Origin of the sequence: Cohnella xylanilytica (assembly GCF_014212175.1) — a bacterium.
GTDB lineage: Bacteria > Bacillota > Bacilli > Paenibacillales > Paenibacillaceae > Cohnella > Cohnella xylanilytica.
This window is the reverse complement of sequence record NZ_JACJVR010000041.1, coordinates 20,013-44,566: the sequence shown is the minus strand read 5'-3', so window position 1 is coordinate 44,566 and position 24,554 is coordinate 20,013. Positions and strand designations below refer to the sequence as shown.

Here is a 24,554-nt window from a genome sequence, read left to right as displayed (position 1 = left end):
CTTCTCGCGGGCGGATGCGGGATCTCCGGGAACGGCGCCTCGAATGAAGCGGGGGAGATCGCGACCGCCGACATGCCCGATCGAACGGTCCATGTATTCAACTTCAAGGTCGAAATGGCCGAGCAACTTAATGCGCTGGCCAAGCAATACGAGAAGGAAACAGGCGTCCGCATCTCCATCGACACTTGCGGGGGCGGCTGCGATTACAGCGCGGCGTTGAAAACGCGATTCAATTCCGGCGACAAGCCGGATCTTTTCTTCGTTGCCGGATATACCGATCTCGATCTCTGGCAGGAGTATCTGGAGGATCTGTCCGATCAGCCGTGGGTAAGCGATTTGGTCGATTTGACGAAGCCGGGGATTATGGCAGACGGCAAGGTGTACGGCATGCCCCTTGTGGTTGAAGGGTGGGGCTTTATTTATAACAAGGAGCTCTTCCGTAAAGCGGGCATCGTCCACCTTCCGACTACATTGGCCGAGTTGCGGGAAGCGGCTATGAAGCTGCGGGCTGCGAGCATCCAGCCATTCGAAAACGGCTATGCGGAATGGTGGATCATAGGCAACCATCTGCTTAACTTGGCGTTCGCCGCCCAGCCGAACCCGTTCGATTTCGTCGAAGAGGTGAAGAGCGGGCATGCGAAGCTGACGGATAACTCCATTTTGAAGCAGTGGACGAATCTGGTCGACTTGACGGTAGAGTACGGACAGCCCAATTCGCTTCAGACGGATTATAACACGCAGATGGCGAATTTCGCGGCCGGCCGAGCGGCCATGATGCAGCAGGGAATATGGACGCAGCTGCAGCTTGACAAGATGAATCCGAACCTCGACATCGGCTTTCTTCCAATGCCGATCAATAACGACGCCTCGGCAATGGACAAACTTCAGGTCGGCGTTCCTAACTACTGGGTCATCTACAAGAATTCCGGCGTGATAGAGGAGTCCAAAGCCTTCTTGAACTGGATAGCGACTTCCGCGGAAGGACGGCAATTTTTTGTGGACGCCAAGCTCATTCCGCCTTTCCGAAGCATGCCGATCCGCCAAGGGGAACTCGGTTCTCTGGCCGACGACGTCATGAAGTATCTAAAGGCGGGGAAGACGCTTCCGTGGATGTGGCAGCGATACCCCGGCTATGAAGCCAACACTTCCCAGATGGCTGTCCAGATACAGGCTTATATCGGCAAGCAGATGAATAAAGAACGCATGCTGCAGGAATTTCAGAGAATTTGGGACGAGTTCTCAAGCTGAGCGACAAAGAGCAGGCCAAATAACCGCAAAAGCCGGAGAAGCCCGATCGCCCGATCGAGGCTTCTCCGGTCTTTTTTCGATAAGCGCAGTCTATTCTTTTCTAGCAACTACCGGAATCCAAATCTCGCTGCGGTACGTCGGCGAGGTCACGTCGCTGTGCTCGTTCCACAGCATCTCCGGGCCCTCCGCCAGCTCGTAATTCGAAGACGGGAACCACTCGGAGTAGATGCGCCCCCATACGTTCTGCAGCGTCTCCGGGAACGGGCCGACCGCTTCGAACACGGCCCAGGTCGAGGCGGCCGCCTCCAGCTTCGCCAGATCGTCCGGCGCCTCCTTCGACGTCGCGACTCCGATATAGTGGTCGAGCTCGCCCCGTTCCTCCATCCGGCCCTCGGAGAAGTTCGTCGACGCGCTCACGAATCCCCTCGGCTCGACGTCGGACATGGCCTTGAGCCGGGCGATCTTGCCTGGATCCAGACTTTCCCACATGGCGGCGATCGCCGGGTTCACCCCGCCAAACTGGATGGGAACCCTTTTGTACAACCCGACGATGCGAAAAGCTTCTTTGTCTAAAATACGAACCTTCATCTCGCTTCCTCCCTGAATCGTCAATTGGAAGGTCATCCGCGAATAGGCCGTGAGAGCATGGTCGCTCGACCGGACTTCGGACGGCGTCATTCCGTGCATCTGCTGGAACGCCCTCGCGAACGAATCCGCCGAGTTGTAGCCGTACTTGACCGCGACGTCGAGCACCTTGGCGCCGCCGTCCCTCAGCTCGAAGGCGGCGAGGGTGAGACGCCTGCGTCGGACGTATTCGGACAGCGATACGCCGGCGAGGAACGAGAACATTCTTTTGAAGTGATGCTCGGAGCAGTGAGCCCGTCTCGCCGCTTCCTTGTAGTCGATCTCGTGCTCCAGGTTGTCTTCGATATACTTCATCGCCTCGTTCAAGCTCTTCAGCCCATCCACAAGATCACCTCCTTGCCTTCAAGATTAGCAGGAACCGGATGCAGCCATCCGACATTTCGGGTTCCGATATTGCAGGTGCTTGAGTCTCTGGAAATATTTTATAATGGAAGCGCCGAGACTTATACGATTTAAGGAGGTGAACGGCGTGGGAACGAACAGCGCCTATATCGAGATCTCGAGAACGTCGCAATACGTCAACAAAATCAGAAGCTACGAAGTGATCGTCGACGATATCGAGAGAGGAACGATTCAGGACGGCGGAACGATGAAGATCGAATTGGAGCCGGGCGAACACGAGATCCGCTTGAAAATCGATTGGTGCGGAAGCAACCGGCTCGCGTTCCGCTTGCAAGACAATGAAGTCCGCAAATTCCGTTGCGGCTCTCCGATTAAGGGATGGCGCTATTTGAGTCCCTTTATGATGCCCTACTCTATTTTTTTCAACAAGGATAAGTACTTGTACATAGAAGCGATTGATGGCTAGTCGCGTATGTTCATTTGTTTGATCTCGGATACCGAGTAGAGGTTCGCTCCGCGCTCGTTATTTAGAACCATTCGAACGACTTGATGATGGCGGACGGCTCTAACCACAACGATTATTTGAAAGACCTTGGCGCCGCCCAATGCCGAAGCCTGCCGGTCCGGTCGAAAACCCGTTAAATACGAAGCTATCCGAACGATCCGTTCATGATCCATAGCCGGGTATTTCTCGTGATACAAGATCTGCAAGGTGGAGTAAATAACCGGATGAAGCTGCTGCAAGAGAGCATCTTCCAATAACTCTTCCTTCGAGACCGGCCGAGCCGTTGCAGTCTGATTCACCCCTCGCCTATTCTCTCCCCCGACGAGGTTCATTAATCAGTGGAATGTAACCTCTACATCGACATCGTCTCCCGGACCTTCTTGTAATACTGGGTGGGCGAGAGGCCGACGAACTTCTTGAACACCTTGCTGAAGTAGAACGGATCGTTCAGGCCGGTCAAGTACGCGATCTCGTTCATGCTCAGATGTGTAGCCTCGATCAGCTCCTTGGCGTGGTTGATCCGCACCAGGTTCGCGTACCGGCTGATCGTGTGGCCCGTCGCCTCCTGGAACACCCGATTGATGTAGTCGTAGCTGCAGTCGAATTCCTTCTCGATGATCTCGCCCGTGATCCGCTCCGTGTAGTGCGTATGAAGGTAATCGAGCAGCGCGTTCACCTTCCGGTAAGACCGGGACGGACGCTTGTCGTGGCTCTGCAGCTCGGACATCCAATACTCGCGGGACGTCTCGATCATCCACTCGGCCCACTTGAGCGCCGTCAAGGAGCGGTTGTAGCGCTTGCGCCGGTGCAGGGCCAGAATCTCGTTCATCTCGCGTTGCGCCCGGTGGAAGGCATTGCGGTCTTCGAACGTGAAGCGTTTCGGAAAAAAACAAAGCTCGGACCCCTCGGAGGAATCGTCGTCCTCCAGCAGCACCCTCTTCGCCAGCGCCAGCTTGTCTTCCTCCGGCCACGGGCGGATATCGCGATGCTCGAAGTGAACGAAGTAGTAATCGCATAGATGCTTCTCCAAGCCTTCGTGCTCCAGATGAGGCTCGAGCAGCAGAACGTCGCCTCTCCGCAGAATGTGAGGCGTGCCGTTCTCTTGAAGATGCAGCTCCCCGCTCTTGATGAAGTAGAGGATATGCTCGTCGGTCGTCCGGCGGAAGTGAATCCACGGCGCCTTGTACGACACGAAGCCCATCAGTTTGATCCGGGGAACGTATTCCGTGTTCATCGCCAGCATGCCGGATTCCAGCTCCCTATCCCGTAGAAGTCGGTTTTGTACAAATAGAGTCTCGATCTTCCATTCTCGCTTAGTGTACCACGAACTATACTGGGGGAGACAGTCGGACGGCGATTCGTCGTCGAAGATCCCTGTTCTATCGGGGTTTCGCCGATCCGAACGAACCGGATTCCGGGAATGGATGGTGGGCTATGAAGAAGCTGAAAATAGGGGTAATCGGACTTGGAGGCATCGCGAATTTCCATATCGGGGGCATTCTCGCGAGCGACGACGCCGAGCTCTGGTCGCTGTGCGACAACAACGAGGAGACGTTGAGCCGGAGGGCTCGGGAGCTGGGTCTGCCGGCGGCGCGGCTCTATACGGACCACGAGGAGATGCTGCGGGACCCCGAGCTTGATGCGGTCATGATCGGCACCCCGAACTTCAGCCATGTCGAAGTGGCGTCCGCCGCCATTCGGCACCGCAAGCCGTTCGCGCTGGAGAAGCCGGTCTCGATCGACACCCGGGAAGCGGAGCGGCTCCGGGATCTGCTGGCGGCCGATCCGCTGCCCCATATGGTGTGCTTCTCGTACCGCTACAAAAGCGCGGTCCGCTATGCGAAGCGGCTGATCGAGGAAGGCAAGCTGGGGACGATTCGCCACGTGTATGCCCAGTACCTCCAAGGCTGGGCCGACGACGAGGAGCTTCCGCTCGTCTGGCGGTTCCGGAAGTCGCTGTCGGGTTCGGGCGCTCTCGGCGATCTCGGCTCGCATATCTTCGATCTGGAGCGGTTCCTGGTCGGCGATATCCGGCGCGTGGTCGCCGACGCGGACACGATCATCCGGCGGCGGAAGACGACGGACGGCGAAGGCTTCGGGGAGGTCGACGTCGACGATTATTGCCACGTGCTCGCGCGGATGGAAGGGGGAGTCTCCTCCTCCATGACGATCAGCCGGTTCGCCTACGGGCGCGGCAATTACCAGCGAATCGAGATTTACGGCTCGAAGGGAGCTCTGGTTTACGGGCTGGAAGACGAGGAGACGCTTCATGTGCGGCTCGGGGACCCTGGCGACGAGACGTTCCGCCGGGTCGACGTTCCGGCCGATTGCCGGGCGGATCAGATGCAGTCGTTTTTCAACCTGCTGAATGGGAAGGGAGACGGCCTCGACGCGACTCTCGCGGACGGCTGCGTCAACCAGGCGACGATCGACGCGGTTATCGAGTCGTTCGAGAAGGGGCGCTGGATCGACGTGAAGAAGGAGGAGGAAGGCGGCCATGGCTGATATACGGGTGACGGTATGGAACGAATTCCGGCACGAGAGGCGGAGCGCGGAGGTCGCGGCGATCTACCCGGACGGCATTCATCAAGCGATCGCGAACGGGCTGCGGGCGGAGCCGGGCTTCCTCGTCAGAACGGCGACGCTCGACGAGCCGGAGCACGGGCTCACGCAGGAAGCGCTGGCGTCGACCGACGTCCTCCTCTGGTGGGGGCATCTGGCGCATGGAGAGGTTCGGGACGAAGTCGTCGAGCGAGTGCGGGACCGGGTGCTGGAAGGAATGGGGCTGATCGTTCTGCATTCGGGCCACGGGTCGAAAATTTTCGAGAGGCTGCTCGGCACCCGGACGGGGGCGCTCAAGTGGCGCGACGACGGGGAGAAGGAGCGGATCTGGGTCATCGAGCACGGGCACCCGATCGCGGAAGGGCTTGGCGAGTACATCGAGATACCGAAGGAAGAGATGTACGGCGAGCGCTTCGAGATCCCGGCCCCGGATGAGCTGGTGTTCGTCTCCTGGTTCGAGGGCGGCGAAGTGTTCCGCAGCGGCTGCTGCTACCGGCGGGGGAAGGGCAAGCTGTTCTACTTCCGGCCGGGGCACGAGACGTTCCCGGTGTACCATCACCCGGACGTGCTCCGGGTTATCCGCAACGCGGCCCGCTGGGCCGCGCCGACCGTCGGCGCGCATGTCTCGTACGGCCGGGTAGAGCCGCTCGAGAGCTTGAAGGGATGAGGCAAGAGGGGAGGGCGTTCCTGCGAACGTCCTTCTTTTTATTTGATCGAGATTTCCGCACATCTCCCGGAGATCCCCGGGATCGGGCAAAGAGAGTAACCGGCTTCCTCGCATTCGTCCACCACGCTGTCCTGCCTCCACGCCCGAGAAGGTGTCCTTTATTACGCTCAAGGAGCGGCGACCGGAACATTTCCCTCCCTTCGAGGCCGCCCTTTGCCTCCCCCTAGCTCCCGAAGATCGGAAAATAGAACGCCGAACAGCGGAATGTAAACGGTTACGATGCGAGGCCGAACGAAGCATAATGAGCCATGTGGATGCCGGGGTGCGGCGGAACGGAGAGGAATGGGGCGGAACCGTGCGCTCCATGAGGTACTTCTGCTGAACGAACGGTACCGTGAGGAGCGGAACGGGGCGGCGCCATGCGGCGCCGTGCACCATGCGGCACCTCCGCGGAACGGAGATGCCGTGCCCGACCGTGCCAAGCCGCTCGCTCGCCAACAGCCAACCGCGCCCGGCCATCCGATCCGAACACCAATCGAGAGGGGACTTACCGCAATGAAGACAAAGATGCTAAGCACGGCAGGAACGCTGATCCTCGCAAGCGCGCTCGGGCTGACCGCGTGCGGAGGCGGAGGCAACGACGGCGGCGCATCCGGCAGCGCGGCGTCCGGAGGCTCCTCCGCGAGCCCGTCCGCAAGCGCTTCCGGCGACGGATCCGCGGCTCCCGCCGGCGGCAAGAAGGTCGAGATCACCTTCTGGAACACGTACAACCAGACGTCCGCCGAGACGAAGCAGCTGACGGAGGTCGTCATTCCCGCGTTCGAGAAGGCGCATCCGAACATCAAGGTCAAGAACGTGGCGATGCCGACGGACAGCTTCAACCAGAAGCTGCTCGTCTCCGCGGCCGGCGCCCAGCTGCCCGACGCGGCGCGGATCGACATCGTCATGACGCCGCAGCTCGCCAAGCTCGGCACGCTCGTGGAGCAGGATTCCCTCGAAGGCTTCGACGAACTGAAGGCCAAGGTGTTCCCGGGCCCGCTCACTACGAACTTGTACAACGGCAAATATTACGGCATTCCGCTCGACACGAACACGAAGGTGCTGCTGTACAACCCGGAGCTGCTGGCCAAAGCCGGCCTCTCCGGCCCGCCGAAGACGATGGACGAATTCGTCGAAGCGATGGGCAAGCTGTCCGGCGGCCAAGGCAACTCCGCGACGTACGGCTACCAGTTCGGCGTCGACCTGTGGTGGCTCGGTCCCTGGCTGTGGAGCAACGGCGCGGACGTGCTGAGCCCGGACCTGACGAAGGCGACCGGCTACATGAACGGCGACAAGACCATCGCGTTGATCGAGAAGCTGCAGGAGCTGGGCAAGGCGGGGCACGTGACCGGCTTCCACAACGGCGACCTGGGGGGAACCGACGGCCTCGCCAAAGGCAAGTACGCGATGATCGACGACGGCCCTTGGGCGTTCGACGTCCTGAAGAAGCAGTACCCGAGCTTCAAGTTCGAAGCGGCGCAATACCCGGCGGGCGAAGGCGGATCGGCCCAAGTCGTCGGCGGCGAGAACTTCGTCCTCTTCAAGTCCTCGGACGCGGAGCATCAAGCGGCGGCGTACGAATTCGAGAAGTTCATGCTGTCCGACGAAGCGCAGATCGCGATGGCGAAGGTCGGCCAGATGCCGGTCGTCGCCAGCCTGACGGATCATCCCGACATCAAGGCCATCGAATACTTCGCGCCGTACATGGAGCAGATGAAGACGGCCAAAGCCCGTCCGTCCGTGCCCGCTTACGCCCAGATCGACAAGCTGTTCTCCGACGCGGTCAGTCAAGTGCTGCTCGGCAAGGCTTCGGCGAAGGACGCCCTGGACAAGGCGGCGAAGCAGGCGGACGCGCTGCTGGCCCCATAAGCCGATCATTCGAGACACGAGCACACGTCGAAAAACAAGACGCCAATCGCCCGAGCGGAGCCCCCGGCTTCCGCTTCGGGCGGCGCGTCCGTTTTTCCGATCGAGGAGGCCTTCCGATTGTTGAACCAGACCGCCGCTCCGGCCGCCGGCCCCAAGAAGAGAAGCTGGCTTCGCCGCCACTACGGCATCTATCTGTTCGTCCTGCCCGCGATCGGGCTCTACTTGACCTTCTCCGTCTACCCGATCCTGTTCTCGTTCGTGAAGAGCTTCACGGACTGGCAGCTGATCGGCGAGAGCCCCTTCGTGGGACTCGCCAATTACCGAACCGTGCTGAACGACCCTCACGTCGGCATCGCGTTCAAGAACGCCCTGCTCAACTTCGTCGTGTCCATGCCGATCCAGATCGTGTTCGGGCTGTTGCTGGCCGTCGTGCTGGATCGTCCGCTCCGGGGAAGAAGCTTCTTCCGGGCGTTATTCTATATTCCGGTTCTCGTCACCTGGATCGTCATCATCCAGCTCTATCTGTACATGTTCAACAAAGACTACGGGCTGATCAACTACCTTCTGCTCAAGACGCATCTGGTCGACGAAGGCATCGACTGGCTCGGCAGCCCGACGCGCACGCTCGTATCCGTCTTCGCCGTCGGCGGCTGGAAGGGGATCGGCTGGAGCATGCTTATTTTCCTCGCGGGCTTGCAGTCGATCCCGACCGATCTGTACGAAGCGTCCGGCCTCGACGGCGCCAGCCGGTGGCAGCAATTCCGCTATATCACGCTGCCGGGTCTGCGCAACACGACCGTGTTCGTCGTCGTCCTGCTGACGATCGGGGCGTTCAACGTGTTCGACCAGGTGTTCCTGCTGTTCACCGGCACCGCGCCGTTCGAATACGACGTTCCTCTAAGCATGATCTACAACAAGGCGTTCACGGACCTGAACTTCGGCTATTCCGCCGCGCTGTCCTACGTGGTCGCCATCGTCATCGTCGTCGTCAGTCTGCTGCAATACAAATTCATGCCTAAGAATGCCGGATCGGAGGGCTGACCGTGGGACTTCGAAGCCGCAAGCTCGCGGCCCAAACCGTTCGTTACCTCATCCTGATCGCCTTCGCGGTCGTCACGTTCCTGCCGTTCTGGAACATGATCGTCGTCTCGTTCAAGCCATTCCAGTTCGCCATGGAATATCCGCCGAAGCTGATTCCGACGGGGCTTACGCTCGCCAACTACAAGGAAGCGTGGACGACGGGCAGCTTCGGCCATTACTTCAAGAACAGCTTTGTCATCTCGATCATCGCCACCGTCGGCGGCACTCTCGTCGCCTGCATGCTGGCCTTCGCCGTCTCCCGCTACCGCTTCGCGGGGCGCGGCTTCATCTTCGCCGTCTTCATCGGCTCGATGATGATTCCCGGCATTACCTTTATCATCCCGCAATACTTGCTGCTCAAGAACCTGCACCTGCTGAACAGCTATTCCGGGCTGATCCTGCTGTACGTGACCGGGGCGGTGCCGTTCCATATGTTCCTGTTCAAAGGCTTCTTCGACGAGATCCCGAAGGAGATGGAAGAGGCCGTCATCGTCGACGGAGGCAACCGCTGGACCTTCTTCAGCCGCGTCGCGCTCCAGCTGTCCGCCCCGGCGATCGCCACCTCGGTCATCATGAACTTCAACGGCAACTGGGGCGAGTTCCTCGGCGCGTTGACGTTCATGAGCGAGCCCGAGAAGTGGACGCTGCCCGTCGCGATCCGGATGCTGCAGGGGGCGCACGCCACGTCGTACGGCCTCGTGTTCGCGGCTTCGATCATCTCGATGCTGCCGATTCTCGTCCTGTTCGTCTCGTTCCAGCGGTTCATCATCAAGGGCATCGCGGCGGGAGCCGTCAAGGGATAACGCGCTAAGCTACGGAGGATTGTTATGACAAGAAGATTTGCGCCATGGGCCGCCGCCGGCGTCGGCCTCGGCCTGCTGCTGTGCGCGGCTTGCGAGAGCCGCCCGGGGAACGAAGCCGTGCCGGCTCCGGTCGCCGCCGCGGCGAAGCGGTCCGTGCTGGCGGAGTTGTACGCGGACAAGTCGCGGTACGATCCGGGCGAACCGGTGCGCCTGACCTTGCAGCTCGACAACGCGTCCGGGGAGAGGCTGGAAGACGGCCGTCTGCTCGTCCAGTACCGGCATCTCGGCCGGCTCGTCGAGAGCAAGACGTTCAAGAAGCTGAAGCTGGATCCGGGAGAAGCCCGGACGCTGAGCTGGGAGTGGAAGCCGCCGCAGGACGACTTCGCCGGCTATTCCGTCGAGGCCTGGATGGAGAATAAGGACGGCCGGACGATCGATCATCGGAACGCGGCGGTGGACGTCTCGTCCGACTGGACGCGCTTCCCGCGTTACGGCTACCTGTCCAGGTTCCCGAAGCAGGACGGGAAGACGACGGAATCGAACGTCGAATCGCTAAGCCGCTACCAGATCAACGCGCTGCAGTTCTACGACTGGCAGTTCAAGCACCACGCGCCTCTGGCCGGCACGCCGGAGAACCCCGCGGCGGAGTGGACGGATATCGGGAACCGCGTCACCTCGGGCGATACGATCCGCGCCTACATCGGCGCGGCGCACAAGCGCGGCATGGCGGCCATGAATTACAACCTGCTGTACGGCGCCTATGGCGATTACGAGACGGACGGCAGCGGCGTCAAGAAGGAATGGGGCCTGTACGCGGCGCCGGGCGGGGAATCGCAGGATTCGATTCCGCTGCCGGACGGATGGGCGACGCCCAAGCTCGACTTGTTCGACCCGGGGAATCCGGATTGGCAGAAGTATCTCCTTGAGCGGGAGCGGGACGCGTTCGCCGCCTATCCGTTCGACGGCTGGCACGTCGACCAGCTCGGCTTCCGCGGCATGATGTACACGTACGAAGGGAAGGAGATCGAGCCGTCCGCCGGCTTCGCGCCCTTCCTGAACCGGGCCCGGACGGAGCTGGGCAAGACGATCGTGTTCAACAACGTCGGAACGTACGGGGTATCCGGCACGGCGGACGCAGGTACCGCCTTCCTATACGAAGAGATGTGGGAGAACAGCGGACAGACGACCTACAACGACCTGAAGAAGGTGCTGGACGAAGCGGCCGGGCTGACCGAAGGCAAGAAGGCGACAGTCCTCGCCGCGTACATGAATTACAATTACGGCAACTCGTTCACGGACGACAACCCGGGCGAGTTCAACGAACCGGGGGTGCTGCTAACCGAAGCGACGATCTTCGCGAACGGCGGCTCCCATATCGAGCTGGGCGACGACCTTCGGATGCTGAGCAACGAATATTTTCCGAACCGACACCTCCGGATGAGCGATTCGCTGAAGAGCAAGCTGCTCTCTTATTATCGCTTCCTCGTCGCTTACCAGAACGTCCTGCGGGACGGGCAGATGCCGGTCGACCGGAAGATCGCCGTCGAAGGGGCGGAGGTCAGCGCGGACGGCCGCCCGGGGACGGTGTGGGCGTTCTCGCGCGCGGGCGGGAAGTTCGAGACGCTCCAGCTTATCAACCTGACGGGCGTCCAATCCGATCAATGGCGGGACGCCGACGCTTCGGCGAAGGAGCCGGAGACCCGGCGCGATCTGGCCGTGAAGCTGTATGCCGGCGGGAAGAAGATCAAGCGGGCGTTCCTCGCGTCGCCGGACCTCGAGGAAGGAACCGGCCGTCCGTTGGCGTATGAGACGGGACGCGATTCGAACGGAGATTACGTGGCGTTCGCGGTTCCGGAGCTCCGGTATTGGGATATGGTCGCGCTGGAGTACGAATAATACGAATAAACTTCAAGCGATCATTCAAGCGGCGGACGCCGAAGACAATCGCATATCTTCATGGGAATCCGCGCTCTGCGCGTTTATTTTTCCATGAGGGGAACGGGTACCTGTCCTATGACGGACAGGTATTTTTGTTTGACAACGTATTTTGTTGGAAATACTACCTTGACAGTCACAGTAGTTTGTCGTATTATACAGACATGGAGGTAATCGTTATGAGCGAGAACAAAATCACATCCGATCTGCTGCGAGGACATACGGATACGATCATTTTGCGGCTCTTGTCCGAAGCGGACCGCTACGGCTACGAGATCGTCAAGCTGATCGCCGAGCGCTCGGACGGCGAGTATGAATTGAAGGAAGCCACGATGTATTCCAGCGTCCGGCGGCTTGAAGCGGACGGCGACATCGAATGGTATTGGGGAGACGAATCGCAAGGCGGAAGACGCAAGTACTTCCGGATTACCGAGAAGGGCAAGGATACCTACGCCCGCAACAAGAGCAATTGGGAGTATGCCAAGCGCGTCATCGACAACTTACTATGAGGAGATGGATGGTATGAATACGAAATTAACGAATTTTTTGAACGGTGTGTTCGCGCCCTACGACGGGGTCAAGAGCGTCACGGAGTTGAAGGCCGACCTGCTCTCCGATTTGCAGGAGCGTTACCGCGAACTCAAGGAGGAGGGCATGGACGATGAGACGGCGTTCAAGAGAACGGTCGAGAGCATCGGCGATATCGAGCAAACGATCCTGGAGGTCGCCAATCTCTCCCGCTCGCTGGAACGGCAAGTGCTGACGAACTTTAACGCAAGCAACCTGGCTCAGAGCGACTTTGCGGGCGTGACGGCTCATAAAGGGCAGTTCAAGGGCAGCGCGCTGCACGGCTCCGACTTTTCGGGCGCCGATTTGACGGGGAGTTCGTTTAAAGGCAGCGACGTGCGAGAAGCCAATTTCGAAGGCGCGAATCTGACGGACTGCAGCCTATCCGCGCTCGATCTGTCGAACGCAAGCTTCAACAAGACGATCCTTGTCCGGACCAACTTCAGCAAGTCGGGGCTTGATGGCGCCAAATTCACGGGAGTAAGGCTGACCGACGTGACGTTAACGTTGACCGATCTTAGAAAAACGGTGTTCGAAGGTTGCTTATTCGAGGGGGTCGACTTTAAGTACTCCGATCTGAGCGGGCAGAACTTCGACGGACAGACGTTTATCGGCGTCAAGTTCGAGAAGGCGGCATTAACCGAAGCTTCGTTCAAGGGCGCTACTCTCAAAAGCGTTTCTTTCCAGCCCGGATTTACGTTGACCAAGAAGTACTATCGCATGATCAAAACCATCTGCTTCGACGGCGCGACGATGGATAAACTGACCTACGCTCTGCTCAAAGGCATGGAGGCCGATCTGTCCAAAGTAACGGTCGTTTAATTAAAGGGGAGGGATTCCGATGTCAATCGCGACAACCAAGTCCATTCAAGTCAAAGGGCTGCGCAAATCCTACAAGCAGCATCAAGTGCTGAAGGGCGTCGATTTCGAGGTGGAAAAGGGCAGCATCTTCGCCCTGCTCGGCTCCAACGGAGCGGGCAAGACGACGGTTGTGAAGATCCTCGCTACGCTGCTTAAGCAGGATGGAGGCACCGCTGTCGTAAACGGCTTCGATGTCGCGTCGAAGCCGGACGGCGTCCGGCAGTCGATCAGCCTGACCGGGCAATTCGCGGCGGTGGATGAGGTATTGACCGGGCGGGAGAATCTGGTCATGCTCGCCAAGCTGCGGCACCTTCCCCATCCGCGTCAGGTAGCGGACGACATGCTTAAGCGCTTCGGCCTGACCGAGGCCGCCGACCGCAGGGCGTCCACGTATTCGGGCGGCATGCGCCGCAGGCTCGACATCGCCTTGAGTCTCGTGGGCAAGCCGCAGATCGTCTTCCTCGACGAACCGACTACCGGGCTGGACCCCGAGTCGCGCATCGAGGTATGGAAGATCGTCAAGGAGCTTGCCGACGGAGGGACGACGATTTTTCTCACCACGCAGTATTTGGAAGAGGCCGAGCAGCTGGCGGACCGCATCGCCATTCTGCACGAAGGCCGAATTATCGCGAGCGGCACGCTCTCGGAACTGAAGAAGCTGTTCCCGCAAGCGAAGGTCGAGTATGTGGAGAAGCAGCCGTCGCTCGAGGAGATCTTCCTCGCCATCGTCGGCAAGAAGGAGGCTATTTAAATGGAGACGGCCAAGAACCATTTTCTCAGCGATATGGGCGTTATGCTCGGGCGTTCCATGCGCCACATCTTCCGCAGCATGGACACCATCATTACGGTCTGCATCACTCCGATCGCCTTGATGCTGCTGTTCGTCTACGTATTCGGCGGCGCCATTCAAGCCGATACGGACAACTATGTGAACTACCTGCTGCCCGGCATCCTGCTGATCGCGATTGCAAGCGGCATCTCCTATACGGCGTACCGCCTGTTCCTGGATAAGCAGCGGGGCATCATCGAACGGTTCCACTCCATGCCGATCGCGCGTTCCGCGGTGCTGTGGGGGCATGTGCTGACTTCGGTCGTATCCAACGTCATTACGGTCGTCATCATCGTTCTCGTAGCGCTCGCGATGGGCTTCCGTTCGTCGGCGGGAATCCTGCCGTGGCTTGCCGTAGCCGGTATCCTCGTGCTGTTCACGCTGGCCTTGACCTGGGTCGCGGCGATCGCCGGACTGTCCGCCAAGTCGGTGGAAGGGGCAAGCGCGTTCTCCTATCCGCTCCTCTTCCTGCCGTTTATCAGCTCGGCGTTCGTGCCGACCGATTCGATGCCGCGCGTCGTTCGCGCCTTCGCCGAGAACCAGCCGGTCACCTCGATCGTGGAAGCGATCCGCGCGCTGCTGTCGGGGCAGCCGGTAGGCCACGACATCTGGGTCGCGCTGGCGTGGTGCGTCGGAATTATGCTGGCAGCTTACCTCTTCGCGATGCGGGCCTATAAGAAGCGGGCGTGATAAACAAGAGGGATTCGCGGCGAAGCGGATCCGCGAAGGGGAGAGACGGCGTCTCTCTCTTTTTTGCGTTCCGCGAAAGGTGTAATATATTCCACTATCGGTATTTATTCCGCCTTTACGCTCCCGGAGAAGCGTTTACAATGAGAAGAGACACGAGCGAAGGGGAGCAGGTGAGGCGAACCGCCATGATCCGGATCAGGCTGACGAATCGAATCGCGACGAAGCTGATCGCGGCGCTGGCGGCGGTCATTATTATCCCTACCTTCTGCATCGGCTTCTTCTTCTATCGGACCTCGTCCGAACTCGTGAAGAACAACGTCAGGCAGTCCACCGTCCAGATCGCGGAACAGGCGGCCGATTCCTTGTCCAACATTCTGAACGTCGGCAGCGACACCTCGGATCTAGTCTACGGCCAGGCGAAGATCCAGCAGATGGTGCTGCAGGATTCCGAAGGCGTCTCCGACGACGTGAAGGTGGAGAACCGCGATTTTATCGCTAATCTTCTGAACAATATCATCTATTCCAACTCCTTCGTCAAAATCATCTATATCCTGAAGGGCGAAGGATCGAGCTGGGGGAGCGGCGTCTTCAACCAGGCCAAGGTCGACCGCTACCGGATCCGGGACTTCCCCTGGATTCGGGAGGCCGAGCGGCTGGACGGACGGCTGGCGTGGACGCAGCTTCAGTACGACAAGTTCAGCGGCGGGGGAGACAATACGGACCTCGTCATTCCGGCGGCGCGGGTGCTCAAGAATTTCAAAACGATGGAGAACATCGGCTACGTCGTCATCAACGTCGACGGGCGGGCCGTGCTGGACAAGCTCCGCCAGCTTCGGCTGGGGAAGACGGGGGCGTTCTTCGTCGCCGATTCGCAAGGGCGCGTCATGATCGACCCGAACGAGTCGCGGATCGGCCGCGAGGTCGGGAACGCGGCGCTCAAGGCGCGCATCGCGGACGCTTCCGCGCGGGAGTTCGAATACGAAGAGGACGGCGTGCGCTTCTACGGCGTGAAGGAGCCGCTCTCCAACGGATGGAGCATCGTCGGCGTCGTGCCGCTGTCCGAGATTACCGGCCAGCTCGACGAGCTTCACGACACGGTGTTCGTCCTGAGCGGCGGCTTCGCTCTCTTGGCGGTGCTCGTCGGCCTCGTGTTCGCGCGGCGCATCACCCGGCCGATCCATAAGCTGGTCCGGCAGATGAAGTTGGCGGGGGAAGGCGATCTGAACGCCCGGGCGAGCGTCGAGTCGTCGGACGAGATCGGGCTTATGAGCAACCAGTTCAACCGGATGCTCCACCGGCTCGACCGCACGATGGCGCAGGTGCGGGAGGAGAGGGACAAGAAGCAGCGCGCGGAGATGAGGGCCGTCATGCACCGGATCAACCCTCACTTCATGTTCAATACGCTGAGCACGATCAAGTGGCTCGTCAAATTCGGCGATACCGCCAAGGCGTACGAAGGGCTCGCCGCCTTCACGCGGCTGCTCGAAGCGAACATGGGCAAGAAGGGCCACATGGTATCGCTGGACGAGGAGCTCGAGATCATCGCCAAGTACCTGGAGATATTGCAGCTTCGCTATACGCTGACCTTCGACCTGAAGGCGGAGATGGACCGGGAGCTGGGCTCCTTCCGCGTTCCTCGCATGCTTATTCAGCCGATCGTGGAGAACGCGATTTTCCACGGGTTCGTGCCCGAGAACCGGAACGGCGCGATCGCGATCGCCGCCGTCGACGAGGGACAGGCGGTGCGGATCCGGATCGAGGACGACGGCGTGGGCATCGAGGCATCGAGGCTCGAGAGGATTCTGCGGGACGATGGGGAGTACGGTCGACCCGGCCGGAAGGAAGGGGCCGTCGAGACCGGCGGGACCGGAATCGGCCTGCGCCACGTCAAGGAGTGCATCCAGCTCTATTATCCGTTCGGTTCGAGGCTGGAGATCGAGAGCGAGCCCGGCCGGGGAACCGTCGTCCAGTTGATCCTGATCAAGCCGAAGCCGGAGGCCGAATGACCGCGCGAACGGGAGGGAGCTATCATGTTGAGCGTCGTCATCGTCGACGACGAGCCGATCATCCGCTTGGGCGTCAAGGCGTCGATCCAATGGCGGGAGCTGGGCTTGGCGTTCGCCGGGGAATATTCGAACGGAGCCGACGCCCTGCTCGCCCTGGAGCGGGAGCCGGCCGACATCGTCATCACGGACATCAAGATGCCGGTCATGGGCGGGCTTGAGCTGACGGAGCGGGTGCGGTCGCTCCGGCCGTCCGCGAAGGTTATCCTGATCAGCAGCTATAACGACTTCGAATACGCGAAGAAGGGGATCGTTCTCGGGGCTTCCGATTATATCCTGAAGCCGACCATGGAGCCGGAAGAGCTGAACGAGGTTCTCGGTCGATGCGCGGAGGAGATCCGGCGCGAACGGGAGATCGGCCGGCGGCTGGACGGCTACGAGTCCGGCGTCCGCGAGCGGGAGCGCCGCGGGCTGGAGCAGGAGGCGAAGAAGCTGTTCACGCAGGAGCGCGACGGCGAGGAGATCGGCGAGGGGATCGGCGAGGAATTCGCCGCGCGGTTCCCCGAGGGCTGCGTGCTCGCCCGCGCGGCGTTGAACGAGGCCGAAGCGATCCGGCAGAAGAACGGCCCTCTGTACGTCGGCATCCTGCTGGACGAGTGGAAGGACCGGTTCTATGCCGTGCACGAGCGGGGAATCGCCTTCGCCGCCGGAGAGGAGGAGCTCGTCATGCTGATTCCCCGCCCCGAAGCGAATCCGCCGCGGCTCATGGAGGAGCTGACGCGCGGGCAGGAGGCGGATCTGACGCTCGGGTATGCCGAAGCGGAGGAGCCCGGAGAGTGGCGAAGCCGCTACCGGTGGACGGAGCAGATCTACGGCCGCCGCTTCTTCGACGGACCGGGAGGGCCTTATCACTGCCGGCCGAAGCCGGATGCGGACGCGGGCGTTGGCGCGGGCGTTGAAGCGGCCGTCGCCTCTTCCATGGAACCGTACGGCCCTATTCGCGAGCGGCTGAAGCGTTGGGAGAAGTATCGGTACGACGCCGGCCGGGTGAAGCGGGAAGCGTGCGACCTGTTCTCGCGGATGTTCGTCCGCCGCATGGAACCGGCTCTCCTGCTGGAGTATTACCGCCAGTTCATGGGGGCGGAGACGCTCGCGGACCTCGCGCGGGCGCTCGAATCCGCCATCCGGGAAGGCGAAGCCCAGCGGCAGGACGAAGAGAGAGCGCAGCCGAATACGGGCATCGTCGCGAAGGCGATGGACTTCATCCACGAGAGGTACGCCCAGGAGATCACCCTGCAGACGGTCGCCGACCATGTCCACGTCAGCAAGAACTATTTTAGCGTCCTGTTCAAGAAGCGAACGAACCAGAACTTCATCGACTACCTCATCCAGCTTCGGATCGAGAAGGCGAAGTCGCTGCTACCGAACAAGTCGCTCAAGATTTACGAAGTCGCCGAGCGGGCCGGCTTCAACGACGTCAAATATTTCAGCAAGCTGTTCAAAAAAGTCGTCGGAAGCACTCCCGCGGAATACCGGGAGCTCGTCTGACCGACCGGGAAGGGGGCCGACACGAATGGCGCCATGGATCCGAACGAGACATCTCCCGACCGCCGCCGCCGTCGCCTGCGCGGTTCTCCTGCTCGGAGGCTGCGGTTCTTCCCGCTTCATCGACGGCCCGCTGAACCGGGAATCCCCGCCTCCGGAGAAGGAGGAGATCGTCGTCTGGCATACGTACAGCGACGAAGAGACCCGCGTGTTCGAGAACGAGGTCGTCCCGGCCTTCGAGCGGCGATATCCGGACATCCGCGTCGTTCCGGTCCGCCAGCCCTACAGCACCGAGCTGAAGTCGACGATTATCTCGCGCGCCTCCTCGGGCAAGATTCCGGACGTCGTGCGCATGGACGTCACCTGGGTGCCCAACCTGTCGAGCCTCGGGCTTCTGTACCCGATCGGCGACCTGCCGGACTTCGCGGAAGCCGTCCGGCCGCTGCAATCGGTCACGATGGAGACGAACTCGTATCAAGGACGCTACTACGGCTTGCCGCTTGACGTGAACACGAAGATCGCCATCTATAATAAGAAGCAGCTGGCCAGAGCGGGGCTGAAGAAGGCGCCGGACAGCTTCGAGGAGCTCGTCCGGGCGGCGGAGGCGGTCCGCGAGCCTCTCGGGCTCGACGGCCTCAGCACCTGGTCGCTTATGCCGTATTTCCTCGGGCTCGGCGGCCGGCTGCTGGACGATTCCAACCGGCACGCGGAGGGGGTTCTGAACAGCCCGGAGAGCGTGCGGGCGCTCGACCGGCTTATGGAACTGACGAGGCAAGGCGTGTTCGGCAGGAACTATATTTTGGGCAAAGGGGATCGCTGGACCGACATGCTGCGGGGACGGACGCTGATGGTCGACGAAGGGCCCTGGTTCTACACGATTCTGTCGGGCTCCAAGGACAACCGCTACGATCTGCTCGCCGATACGGTGGCGGCGCCATTCCCCGGACGGTCCATCATCGGGGGCGAGAATCTCGTCATCCTGAAGGAGACGAAGCATCTGGAGGCTTCCTGGACGTTCGTCAAATGGATGACCGGCAAGGAAGCCCAGGAGACGATGTTCAAGGTCGGGCAGATCCCGACGAACCGGACGGCGGAGATGCCGGAAGCGCTGCGCAGCAACCCTTTTTTCAAGGCGACGATGGAGGGGATCCGGAACCCGTATTTGCGGCCGCCGATCCCGAGGCTCTACGACATCGAGGAGAGCTTCGCCGACAACATGCTGCTCGTCTTCGCCGGCAAGCTGACGGCCAAGGAAGGGCTCGACCGGGCGGCCGCGGAGATCGAGGCGATCATTCAATCGAACGGATAGGGGAAAAGGAGGAAAAGCATGCTGTCGGAAATCGCGAGATTCCGCCGCTTCGGGCGTCCGGAAGAGGCGCTGGAGATCGAGCGGGAGGAGCCGGCGCCTCCGGGCCCCGGGCAGCTGCTCGCGCGGATGCTGCAAGCGCCGATCAACCCGTCGGACCTCATTCCGATCGGAGGCGCGTACCGCCATCGCATCGCCTTGCCGGGCATCGCCGGGTACGAAGGCGTCGGCGTCGTGGAAGCCGTCGGGCCGGGGGCGCCGCCGTCGCTTCTCGGCCGGCGGGTGCTGCCGCTGCGCGGGGAAGGGACTTGGCAGACGTACGTCAAGGCGCCCGCCGAGCTGGCCGTTCCGGTCCCGGACTTCCTGGAGGACGACGCGGCTTGCCAGCTGTACATCAATCCGCTCACGGCGTGGCTCGCCTGCCGGGAAGCGCTCGGGCTGCGGCCGGGCGACGCGTTCGCCGTCAACGCCTGCGGCTCGGCGCTCGGCCGCGTCTTCGCTCAGCTGTCGGCCGTGTTCGGCTATCGCCTGATCGCGATCGCGAGGGACTCCCGCCATGCGGAGGAGCTGCTCTCCCTCGGGGCTTGGCGAACGGTCGATACGTCGCCGCGCGGCTTCTCGCTTCGCGAAGCCGTGCTGGATCTGACGGGCGGCAGGGGCGTCGAAGCCGCCGTCGATTCGATCGGAGGGGAGGACGGGACGGAGCTCGCCCTCTGCGTGCGGCCGGGAGGCGTCCTGCTTCGCATCGGCCTCCTCTCGGGCATTCCCGCGGACGAGTCCGTCGCCCGCGAGCGGGGAGTGAACGCCCGGCCGTTCTGGCTGCGGCAATGGGCGGGCGGCGCTTCGGCGGAGCGGTGGCACGCGGCGTTCCGCGAGCTGATCGGCTTGGCCGGGCAAGGCCGGCTCCGAATGGCGCCGATCGCGGCGCGGTTCCCTCTGCGCGACGTGAAGGAGGCGGTCCGCCTGGCGCCCTGCCCCGGGAGAAGCGGGAAGGTGCTGCTGGACATGCGCCTCCCGTAGCCAGCCCCGCTCCGCGAGGCGGGGGAGGACGTCGGTTGCGCCTCCCGCAGGCAAACCCGCGCTCGGCCCGGCGGCTCGGTTCCCGTCTCGTTGGGGGGAGGCGGCTAACGAACCCAGGGAGCGGCCGTGGCGATCGGGAGCTGTTTTTACTGTGGTCGGTATTCAGTTAACTCCGCCTCTTACGCTCCCGCAATTCCCCTCACACGACCGCCGAAGGCCGGCCCGCGTGCGTCTCCAGCAGCGCCTCCCACCAGATCGCGCCGCCGACCTTCCGGTCGTCCCCGACCGGGAGCACGGTCAGCCGTTCGGAGCCGTGCAGCCGCAGCCGCCCTTGGTAGTGCCGCTTCAAGGCCGATTCGCCCCCTGAGCCGTAGTGCAGGATCACGATAGGCTTGCCGGCGGAAGCCAGCTCCCGGATCAGCCCGTTGATATGGCCGTCGTCCCCGTTGAAGCCGTAGCCGACGATGCAGACGACGTCCGATTCGAGGAAGCGGTCGTACAGCTCGACGTACCGCTTGGACATCTTGATCGAGGTGAGCGGCTTGATTCCGCTCTGCGTGAAGATGAACGGGACGGTCAAGCCGTCGCGGCGGAGCTCCCCCGGTCCCCCATCTCCGTCCCGTTCCCCATGCCCGTTCTTGCCCCGGACGCGCTCTCCATTCCCGTCCCGCTCTCCATCCCCGTGCCCGTACCCGTCCAGAATAACGTTGCGGTAAGGATCGTAGAACTCGCCCACGCTTCCGTTCAGATGGAACACGGGAACGTTCGGCATCGCGCTCCGAACGATCTCCTCGGCGAAATAATGATAGTTCGTCGTCCCGATGGCTTGAACGTCCGCCCGTCCGGCCAGCCCGGCGAGGTCGTGATAGTACCCGGGCCCGTTCGCAAGCGCTTCCCGCCGGTCCTCGCCGCAGTTCATCATGTACCTTCGAACGGTATGAAGGAACACGGCGATTCTCGTGAATTTGGCCCATTGGGCTCTCGGATTATAAAGATAGCGATAATGGCTGTCGATGAGAGCCTGATAATCGAGCGTGCAAGCATAGATATCTTCCAGAAGCAGACGCGCGAGACCCGCCATCATATCGGGCAGCGGGCTGTCCAGCGTAATCTCGGCCGGCGTCTCCGTCAGCACGATCTCCATCCCCGTCTGGCCGACGTGATGGTAATTCAAGCTGAAGATGCCGGAGAGCTCGTCGAAGACGGACAGCTTGTCCGGCGCGCTCTCGAACAGCTCCTCGTTCAGCTTGGCGATCAGCCGTTGGCCGCACGAGCCGACGAGCAGCTCCAGAATCGCCCGCACGTGGCGCGCGAGCTCCCGATGCCCGGGATGAAGCTCGAGAAGGTGCAGGAACGCGGAGAAAAATTCGGACTGAAACAGCGGCACGCTCTCCGCCAGCCGCGGGTTCAGCTTGACGGCCTGTCCGTACAGAACCTGGCCGACGGAGGTGCCGATCTCGTGCGCGTACAGGTCGCGGAGCCGATCCTCGCCGATGCTCCAGCCGCGCAGCAGCCGGGAGGCGTGCTCGTCGAAGCGGTCCAGGTACGCGAGAATGTCGTCCTTGCGGTATTCCAGGCTGGAGGTCATCAAGCTCTCGAAGTCGGTCCGGCCGAAGACGTGGATTCTCTTCTTGAGATAATCGTCCGGCAGCCACTTCGCCGCGTAGGCCGACGTCCGGTCGATCGCCGCCAGCCGTTCCCGGAACAGAGCCTTGTCTTCCTGAGCCGGCGTCCGAAACAGGTCGAGCGCGAACCGGCCTCCCGAAGGAAGCCCGTAACCGACCTCGGCTCCGGCGCCGAAGAATAGAGACACCTTGGGTTTGCGCACGGTCGCACCTCGTTCTCCCGAAGGGTGGTTAGATGCCTATACCGGAATTGTAACATAAAAGGCGCGCCGTACGGCACAAAGAAGAGGCGCGGCCGCCCGCGCCTCCCCTCGGCAGACATTTATCTCGTCCGCGTGTAACACGGCCAAGCGTTAACCCATATACTGGTCATCACAAAGACTTCTTCCTCGCGCTCAAGTATCTGGCGTACTGGATCGGCCGCTCATAGACCGCGGAACGGTTCGGAATCCCGCGATACAGATCCTTCGCCGGCTTGCCGTTGAGCTCGATGATCCACGGATGGGCGTTATCGTCGAGCGCGAAGTCGACGCTGAATTCGCCAAGATGATAATCGGTGTCCATGTCGATGATCTCCGCCGTTCTCAGGCTGACGTTATAGATCGAAGTCATGATCTCTTCGACTCTGGCGGGAGAATACAGCTTGCCGAGCGCCTCGCGCGATAAACATACTTTTACGAAGATGCTCGTATTATAGCTTCCCTTGTAGGCGATCCGGCTCACGAGGTTCGTGACGGACCATAAGCCCTTGTCGTTCTTCTGCACGAGCGAACGGATATCGAAGACGTGGCCGTCGATCTGCCGGATCGGGATCCCTCGCTGAACGATATAGGGGGTGGAGCCGATCAGCTTCTGCGCGTTCTCCAGGAATTCGGCTGGGGTCTTGACGACCGTCTTGGGATTGAAGTAGTGGTGCCCGATGTGGATTTCCCCCGAAGCCTTTAATTCCGCCCGGTACACCCTTTTGCCCTGATACCCGTAGAAGGGCTTCAAATAGATGACGCGATGCCGTTCCAGCATCCGCAAGGCGTTCTCCGGACTGTAAGGAACGGTCTCCGGCAAGTAGTCGTCGAGCCATCTGCTCAGGCTGTTGTAGATATCCAGCTTGTTGAGTTGATTGATCTGATTGAACAGCTTGTCGTCGCCGATCGCCGCCCCTAGCCGTCCGATCAGCTTCGGGTCGGTGCCGTAGCAACGATTGTACACGACTTGGGGAAAAGGAAATCTCTTGATCGCCCACTTCCCGCCCGAGCGATGGAGTCCGACGACGGTTCTGCGCTTCCAGTCGATGGACGAGGGGGTGAAGCTGAACAGCTTCATCCCCGATTTGCCGTGCCGAAGATATTGGTTCAGAACGTATTTCCTCTGCGCGGGGTTCGCGACCAGAATGCCGACCAGACCGTTAGTGAAGTTCATGGCTTGCCTCCGTCGTAAGATTGAAGAGATTCGCAAAATTAGAGTATGTACCCATTCCGGAAGCCGTATGGACAACAATACAACGGCATGCAAATAAATCGCGCCCAAATATGGCACGAAGAGGCGATGGCTGGAATAATGTAACATCGGGCTAAGCACAGGGTCGACTGACCTGCGATCCCAATCCTAACTTCCTTAAGGAGCGTGCACGCAAAAGATGGGTAGACTACCAGGTCCTCCTGGCCCCCCCGGTCCACAAGGTCCTGCCGGCCCTCAAGGCCCGCAAGGCCCCCAAGGTCCTCAAGGTCCTCAAGGCGCTGCCGGCCCCGCCGGCCCGCAAGGTCCTGCCGGCCCTGCCGGCCCGCAAGGTCCTGCCGGCCCTGCCGGCCCGCAAGGTCCTGCCGGCCCCGTCGGTCCTCAAGGCCCTGCCGGACCCCAAGGCCCGCAAGGTCCCGTCGGACCTACCGCGCCGCCTTCGTTCGCCTTCCTGTGCAGCACGGTCGATCAGACGGTAGCCGCGGCGCCTACTCCGGGCGGGCAAGGCGGAGCCGTCACGTTCAACAACGCTGTCATCGATTCGCCGGACGTCTCGTTTACTTCTCCTTCGACCGTGAATATTTCGACGACCGGGTTCTATCACATCAACTGGGAAGTGTTCCCGACGGCCGGCAACTCCGCCTTCGGCCTGTTCTTCGATCCGGACGGCGCCGGACCTCTCCCGGCTGCTCTCGTTCCTTGCAGCAACTACGGTTCGGGAGCGGGCAACAACCCCTATCCCGGCCAAGTCGTCGCCCGTTTGACGGCAGGGGGAACGCTGACGCTCAACCGGATCGACAATACGGGAACTCAGACGCTGCAAGCGACCATCGGCGGCGGCACCCCCGTCACCAGCGCGTCGCTCTTTATCCAACGCTTAGGGTAACAAAAAGAGAATGGGGCTTTTCCGCGGATCGGCGAGGATCCTCGGAGAAGCTTCTTTTTATATATCTATGATCGT

The 24,554-nt window shown here is 61.2% G+C and carries 22 protein-coding genes; 17 read left to right on the top strand and 5 right to left on the bottom strand.

What is annotated here, in order from left to right:
• The first annotated feature begins 72 nt into the window (after positions 1-72).
• Entirely contained in the window at positions 73-1,248 is a 1,176-nt protein-coding gene (locus H7B90_RS10815) for an ABC transporter substrate-binding protein (protein WP_260410935.1), read from the top strand.
• Between the two features lie 90 nt (positions 1,249-1,338).
• Here H7B90_RS10815 and H7B90_RS10810 read toward each other — a convergent pair whose 3' ends face one another.
• On the bottom strand, positions 1,339-2,217 hold the full coding sequence (locus H7B90_RS10810; RefSeq protein WP_185135880.1) for an AraC family transcriptional regulator: 879 nt from the start codon (positions 2,215-2,217) through the stop codon (positions 1,339-1,341).
• A gap of 145 nt (positions 2,218-2,362) precedes the next feature.
• On the opposite strand from H7B90_RS10810, the gene H7B90_RS10805 reads away from it, so the two are divergent.
• Positions 2,363-2,701 carry a hypothetical protein gene (locus H7B90_RS10805; RefSeq protein ID WP_246578887.1) on the top strand — a complete coding sequence of 113 codons (339 nt, stop codon included), beginning with the start codon at positions 2,363-2,365 and terminating at the stop codon, positions 2,699-2,701.
• Here the strand turns inward: H7B90_RS10805 and H7B90_RS10800 are convergent.
• Positions 2,698-3,039: a hypothetical protein gene (locus H7B90_RS10800; RefSeq protein WP_185135878.1), complete on the bottom strand. Its 342-nt coding sequence runs from the start codon at positions 3,037-3,039 to the stop codon at positions 2,698-2,700. The two genes, H7B90_RS10805 and H7B90_RS10800, sit on opposite strands and share 4 nt — an antisense overlap.
• Positions 3,040-3,092: 53 nt before the next feature.
• Positions 3,093-3,983 carry a helix-turn-helix domain-containing protein gene (locus tag H7B90_RS10795; RefSeq protein ID WP_185135877.1) on the bottom strand — a complete coding sequence of 297 codons (891 nt, stop codon included), beginning with the start codon at positions 3,981-3,983 and terminating at the stop codon, positions 3,093-3,095.
• A gap of 191 nt (positions 3,984-4,174) precedes the next feature.
• Between H7B90_RS10795 and H7B90_RS10790 the strand changes: the two genes are divergently transcribed.
• The 14 genes from H7B90_RS10790 to H7B90_RS10725 all read left to right on the top strand — a co-directional run bounded on the left by H7B90_RS10790 (position 4,175) and on the right by H7B90_RS10725 (position 20,516).
• Entirely contained in the window at positions 4,175-5,245 is a 1,071-nt protein-coding gene (locus tag H7B90_RS10790; protein WP_185135876.1) for a Gfo/Idh/MocA family protein, read from the top strand.
• Positions 5,238-5,969, top strand: a complete 732-nt coding sequence (locus H7B90_RS10785; RefSeq protein ID WP_185135875.1) for a ThuA domain-containing protein — start codon at positions 5,238-5,240, stop codon at positions 5,967-5,969. The genes H7B90_RS10790 and H7B90_RS10785 overlap by 8 nt, the downstream gene beginning before the upstream one ends.
• 555 nt (positions 5,970-6,524) lie before the next feature.
• Complete coding sequence (locus H7B90_RS10780) at positions 6,525-7,877, top strand: extracellular solute-binding protein (RefSeq protein WP_185135874.1); 1,353 nt, start codon at positions 6,525-6,527, stop codon at positions 7,875-7,877.
• Positions 7,878-7,994: 117 nt separating this feature from the next.
• Positions 7,995-8,918 carry a carbohydrate ABC transporter permease gene (locus tag H7B90_RS10775; protein ID WP_185135873.1) on the top strand — a complete coding sequence of 308 codons (924 nt, stop codon included), beginning with the start codon at positions 7,995-7,997 and terminating at the stop codon, positions 8,916-8,918.
• A 2-nt stretch (positions 8,919-8,920) separates the two neighbouring features.
• Positions 8,921-9,760, top strand: coding sequence for a carbohydrate ABC transporter permease (locus tag H7B90_RS10770; protein WP_185135872.1), 840 nt, complete (start codon positions 8,921-8,923; stop codon positions 9,758-9,760).
• Positions 9,761-9,784: 24 nt separating this feature from the next.
• Positions 9,785-11,656 carry a glycoside hydrolase family 66 protein gene (locus H7B90_RS10765; protein WP_185135871.1) on the top strand — a complete coding sequence of 624 codons (1,872 nt, stop codon included), beginning with the start codon at positions 9,785-9,787 and terminating at the stop codon, positions 11,654-11,656.
• 218 nt (positions 11,657-11,874) lie between these two features.
• A complete protein-coding gene (locus H7B90_RS10760) occupies positions 11,875-12,204 on the top strand; it encodes a PadR family transcriptional regulator (protein WP_185135870.1) in 330 nt (109 codons plus the stop codon).
• A 13-nt stretch (positions 12,205-12,217) separates the two neighbouring features.
• Complete coding sequence (locus H7B90_RS10755) at positions 12,218-13,084, top strand: pentapeptide repeat-containing protein (RefSeq protein ID WP_185135869.1); 867 nt, start codon at positions 12,218-12,220, stop codon at positions 13,082-13,084.
• Positions 13,085-13,103: 19 nt separating this feature from the next.
• The gene (locus tag H7B90_RS10750) at positions 13,104-13,874 is read left to right on the top strand and encodes an ABC transporter ATP-binding protein (RefSeq protein ID WP_185135868.1); all 771 of its coding nucleotides are present in this window, start codon (positions 13,104-13,106) and stop codon (positions 13,872-13,874) included.
• Positions 13,875-14,642: an ABC transporter permease gene (locus H7B90_RS10745; RefSeq protein WP_185135867.1), complete on the top strand. Its 768-nt coding sequence runs from the start codon at positions 13,875-13,877 to the stop codon at positions 14,640-14,642. It begins immediately after the preceding gene.
• Between the two features lie 140 nt (positions 14,643-14,782).
• Positions 14,783-16,648, top strand: coding sequence for a cache domain-containing sensor histidine kinase (locus tag H7B90_RS10740; RefSeq protein WP_185135866.1), 1,866 nt, complete (start codon positions 14,783-14,785; stop codon positions 16,646-16,648).
• Between the two features lie 24 nt (positions 16,649-16,672).
• Complete coding sequence (locus tag H7B90_RS10735; RefSeq protein WP_185135865.1) at positions 16,673-18,193, top strand: response regulator; 1,521 nt, start codon at positions 16,673-16,675, stop codon at positions 18,191-18,193.
• A gap of 25 nt (positions 18,194-18,218) precedes the next feature.
• The gene (locus tag H7B90_RS10730) at positions 18,219-19,499 is read left to right on the top strand and encodes an extracellular solute-binding protein (RefSeq protein ID WP_185135864.1); all 1,281 of its coding nucleotides are present in this window, start codon (positions 18,219-18,221) and stop codon (positions 19,497-19,499) included.
• An 18-nt stretch (positions 19,500-19,517) separates the two neighbouring features.
• Positions 19,518-20,516, top strand: coding sequence for a zinc-dependent alcohol dehydrogenase family protein (locus tag H7B90_RS10725; RefSeq protein WP_185135863.1), 999 nt, complete (start codon positions 19,518-19,520; stop codon positions 20,514-20,516).
• 199 nt (positions 20,517-20,715) lie between these two features.
• Here the strand turns inward: H7B90_RS10725 and H7B90_RS10720 are convergent, their stop codons facing one another.
• Together H7B90_RS10720 and H7B90_RS10715 are read right to left on the bottom strand one after the other, a co-directional pair.
• Positions 20,716-22,344, bottom strand: coding sequence for a hypothetical protein (locus tag H7B90_RS10720; RefSeq protein WP_185135862.1), 1,629 nt, complete (start codon positions 22,342-22,344; stop codon positions 20,716-20,718).
• Positions 22,345-22,513: 169 nt separating this feature from the next.
• Positions 22,514-23,557, bottom strand: coding sequence for a YheC/YheD family endospore coat-associated protein (locus tag H7B90_RS10715; RefSeq protein ID WP_185135861.1), 1,044 nt, complete (start codon positions 23,555-23,557; stop codon positions 22,514-22,516).
• A gap of 217 nt (positions 23,558-23,774) precedes the next feature.
• Here H7B90_RS10715 and H7B90_RS10710 point away from each other — a divergent pair, with 217 nt between their 5' ends.
• Positions 23,775-24,479 (top strand): collagen-like protein, encoded by a 705-nt coding sequence (locus H7B90_RS10710; RefSeq protein ID WP_185135860.1) that lies wholly within the window; start codon positions 23,775-23,777, stop codon positions 24,477-24,479.
• The last annotated feature ends 75 nt before the right edge of the window (positions 24,480-24,554 follow it).

Excerpts from the sequence above, each read along its gene's own strand:
- H7B90_RS10815 (WP_260410935.1), top strand. The coding sequence starts at position 73 with ATGCCCGATCGAACGGTCCATGTATTCAACTTCAAGGTCGAAATGGCC.
- H7B90_RS10795 (WP_185135877.1), bottom strand. The coding sequence starts at position 3,983 with ATGCTGGCGATGAACACGGAATACGTTCCCCGGATCAAACTGATGGGC.
- H7B90_RS10790 (WP_185135876.1), top strand. The coding sequence starts at position 4,175 with ATGAAGAAGCTGAAAATAGGGGTAATCGGACTTGGAGGCATCGCGAAT.
- H7B90_RS10785 (WP_185135875.1), top strand. The coding sequence starts at position 5,238 with ATGGCTGATATACGGGTGACGGTATGGAACGAATTCCGGCACGAGAGG.
- H7B90_RS10780 (WP_185135874.1), top strand. The coding sequence starts at position 6,525 with ATGAAGACAAAGATGCTAAGCACGGCAGGAACGCTGATCCTCGCAAGC.
- H7B90_RS10765 (WP_185135871.1), top strand. The coding sequence starts at position 9,785 with ATGACAAGAAGATTTGCGCCATGGGCCGCCGCCGGCGTCGGCCTCGGC.
- H7B90_RS10760 (WP_185135870.1), top strand. The coding sequence starts at position 11,875 with ATGAGCGAGAACAAAATCACATCCGATCTGCTGCGAGGACATACGGAT.
- H7B90_RS10755 (WP_185135869.1), top strand. The coding sequence starts at position 12,218 with ATGAATACGAAATTAACGAATTTTTTGAACGGTGTGTTCGCGCCCTAC.
- H7B90_RS10750 (WP_185135868.1), top strand. The coding sequence starts at position 13,104 with ATGTCAATCGCGACAACCAAGTCCATTCAAGTCAAAGGGCTGCGCAAA.
- H7B90_RS10745 (WP_185135867.1), top strand. The coding sequence starts at position 13,875 with ATGGAGACGGCCAAGAACCATTTTCTCAGCGATATGGGCGTTATGCTC.
- H7B90_RS10740 (WP_185135866.1), top strand. The coding sequence starts at position 14,783 with ATGAGAAGAGACACGAGCGAAGGGGAGCAGGTGAGGCGAACCGCCATG.
- H7B90_RS10735 (WP_185135865.1), top strand. The coding sequence starts at position 16,673 with ATGTTGAGCGTCGTCATCGTCGACGACGAGCCGATCATCCGCTTGGGC.
- H7B90_RS10730 (WP_185135864.1), top strand. The coding sequence starts at position 18,219 with ATGGCGCCATGGATCCGAACGAGACATCTCCCGACCGCCGCCGCCGTC.
- H7B90_RS10725 (WP_185135863.1), top strand. The coding sequence starts at position 19,518 with ATGCTGTCGGAAATCGCGAGATTCCGCCGCTTCGGGCGTCCGGAAGAG.
- H7B90_RS10715 (WP_185135861.1), bottom strand. The coding sequence starts at position 23,557 with ATGAACTTCACTAACGGTCTGGTCGGCATTCTGGTCGCGAACCCCGCG.
- H7B90_RS10710 (WP_185135860.1), top strand. The coding sequence starts at position 23,775 with ATGGGTAGACTACCAGGTCCTCCTGGCCCCCCCGGTCCACAAGGTCCT.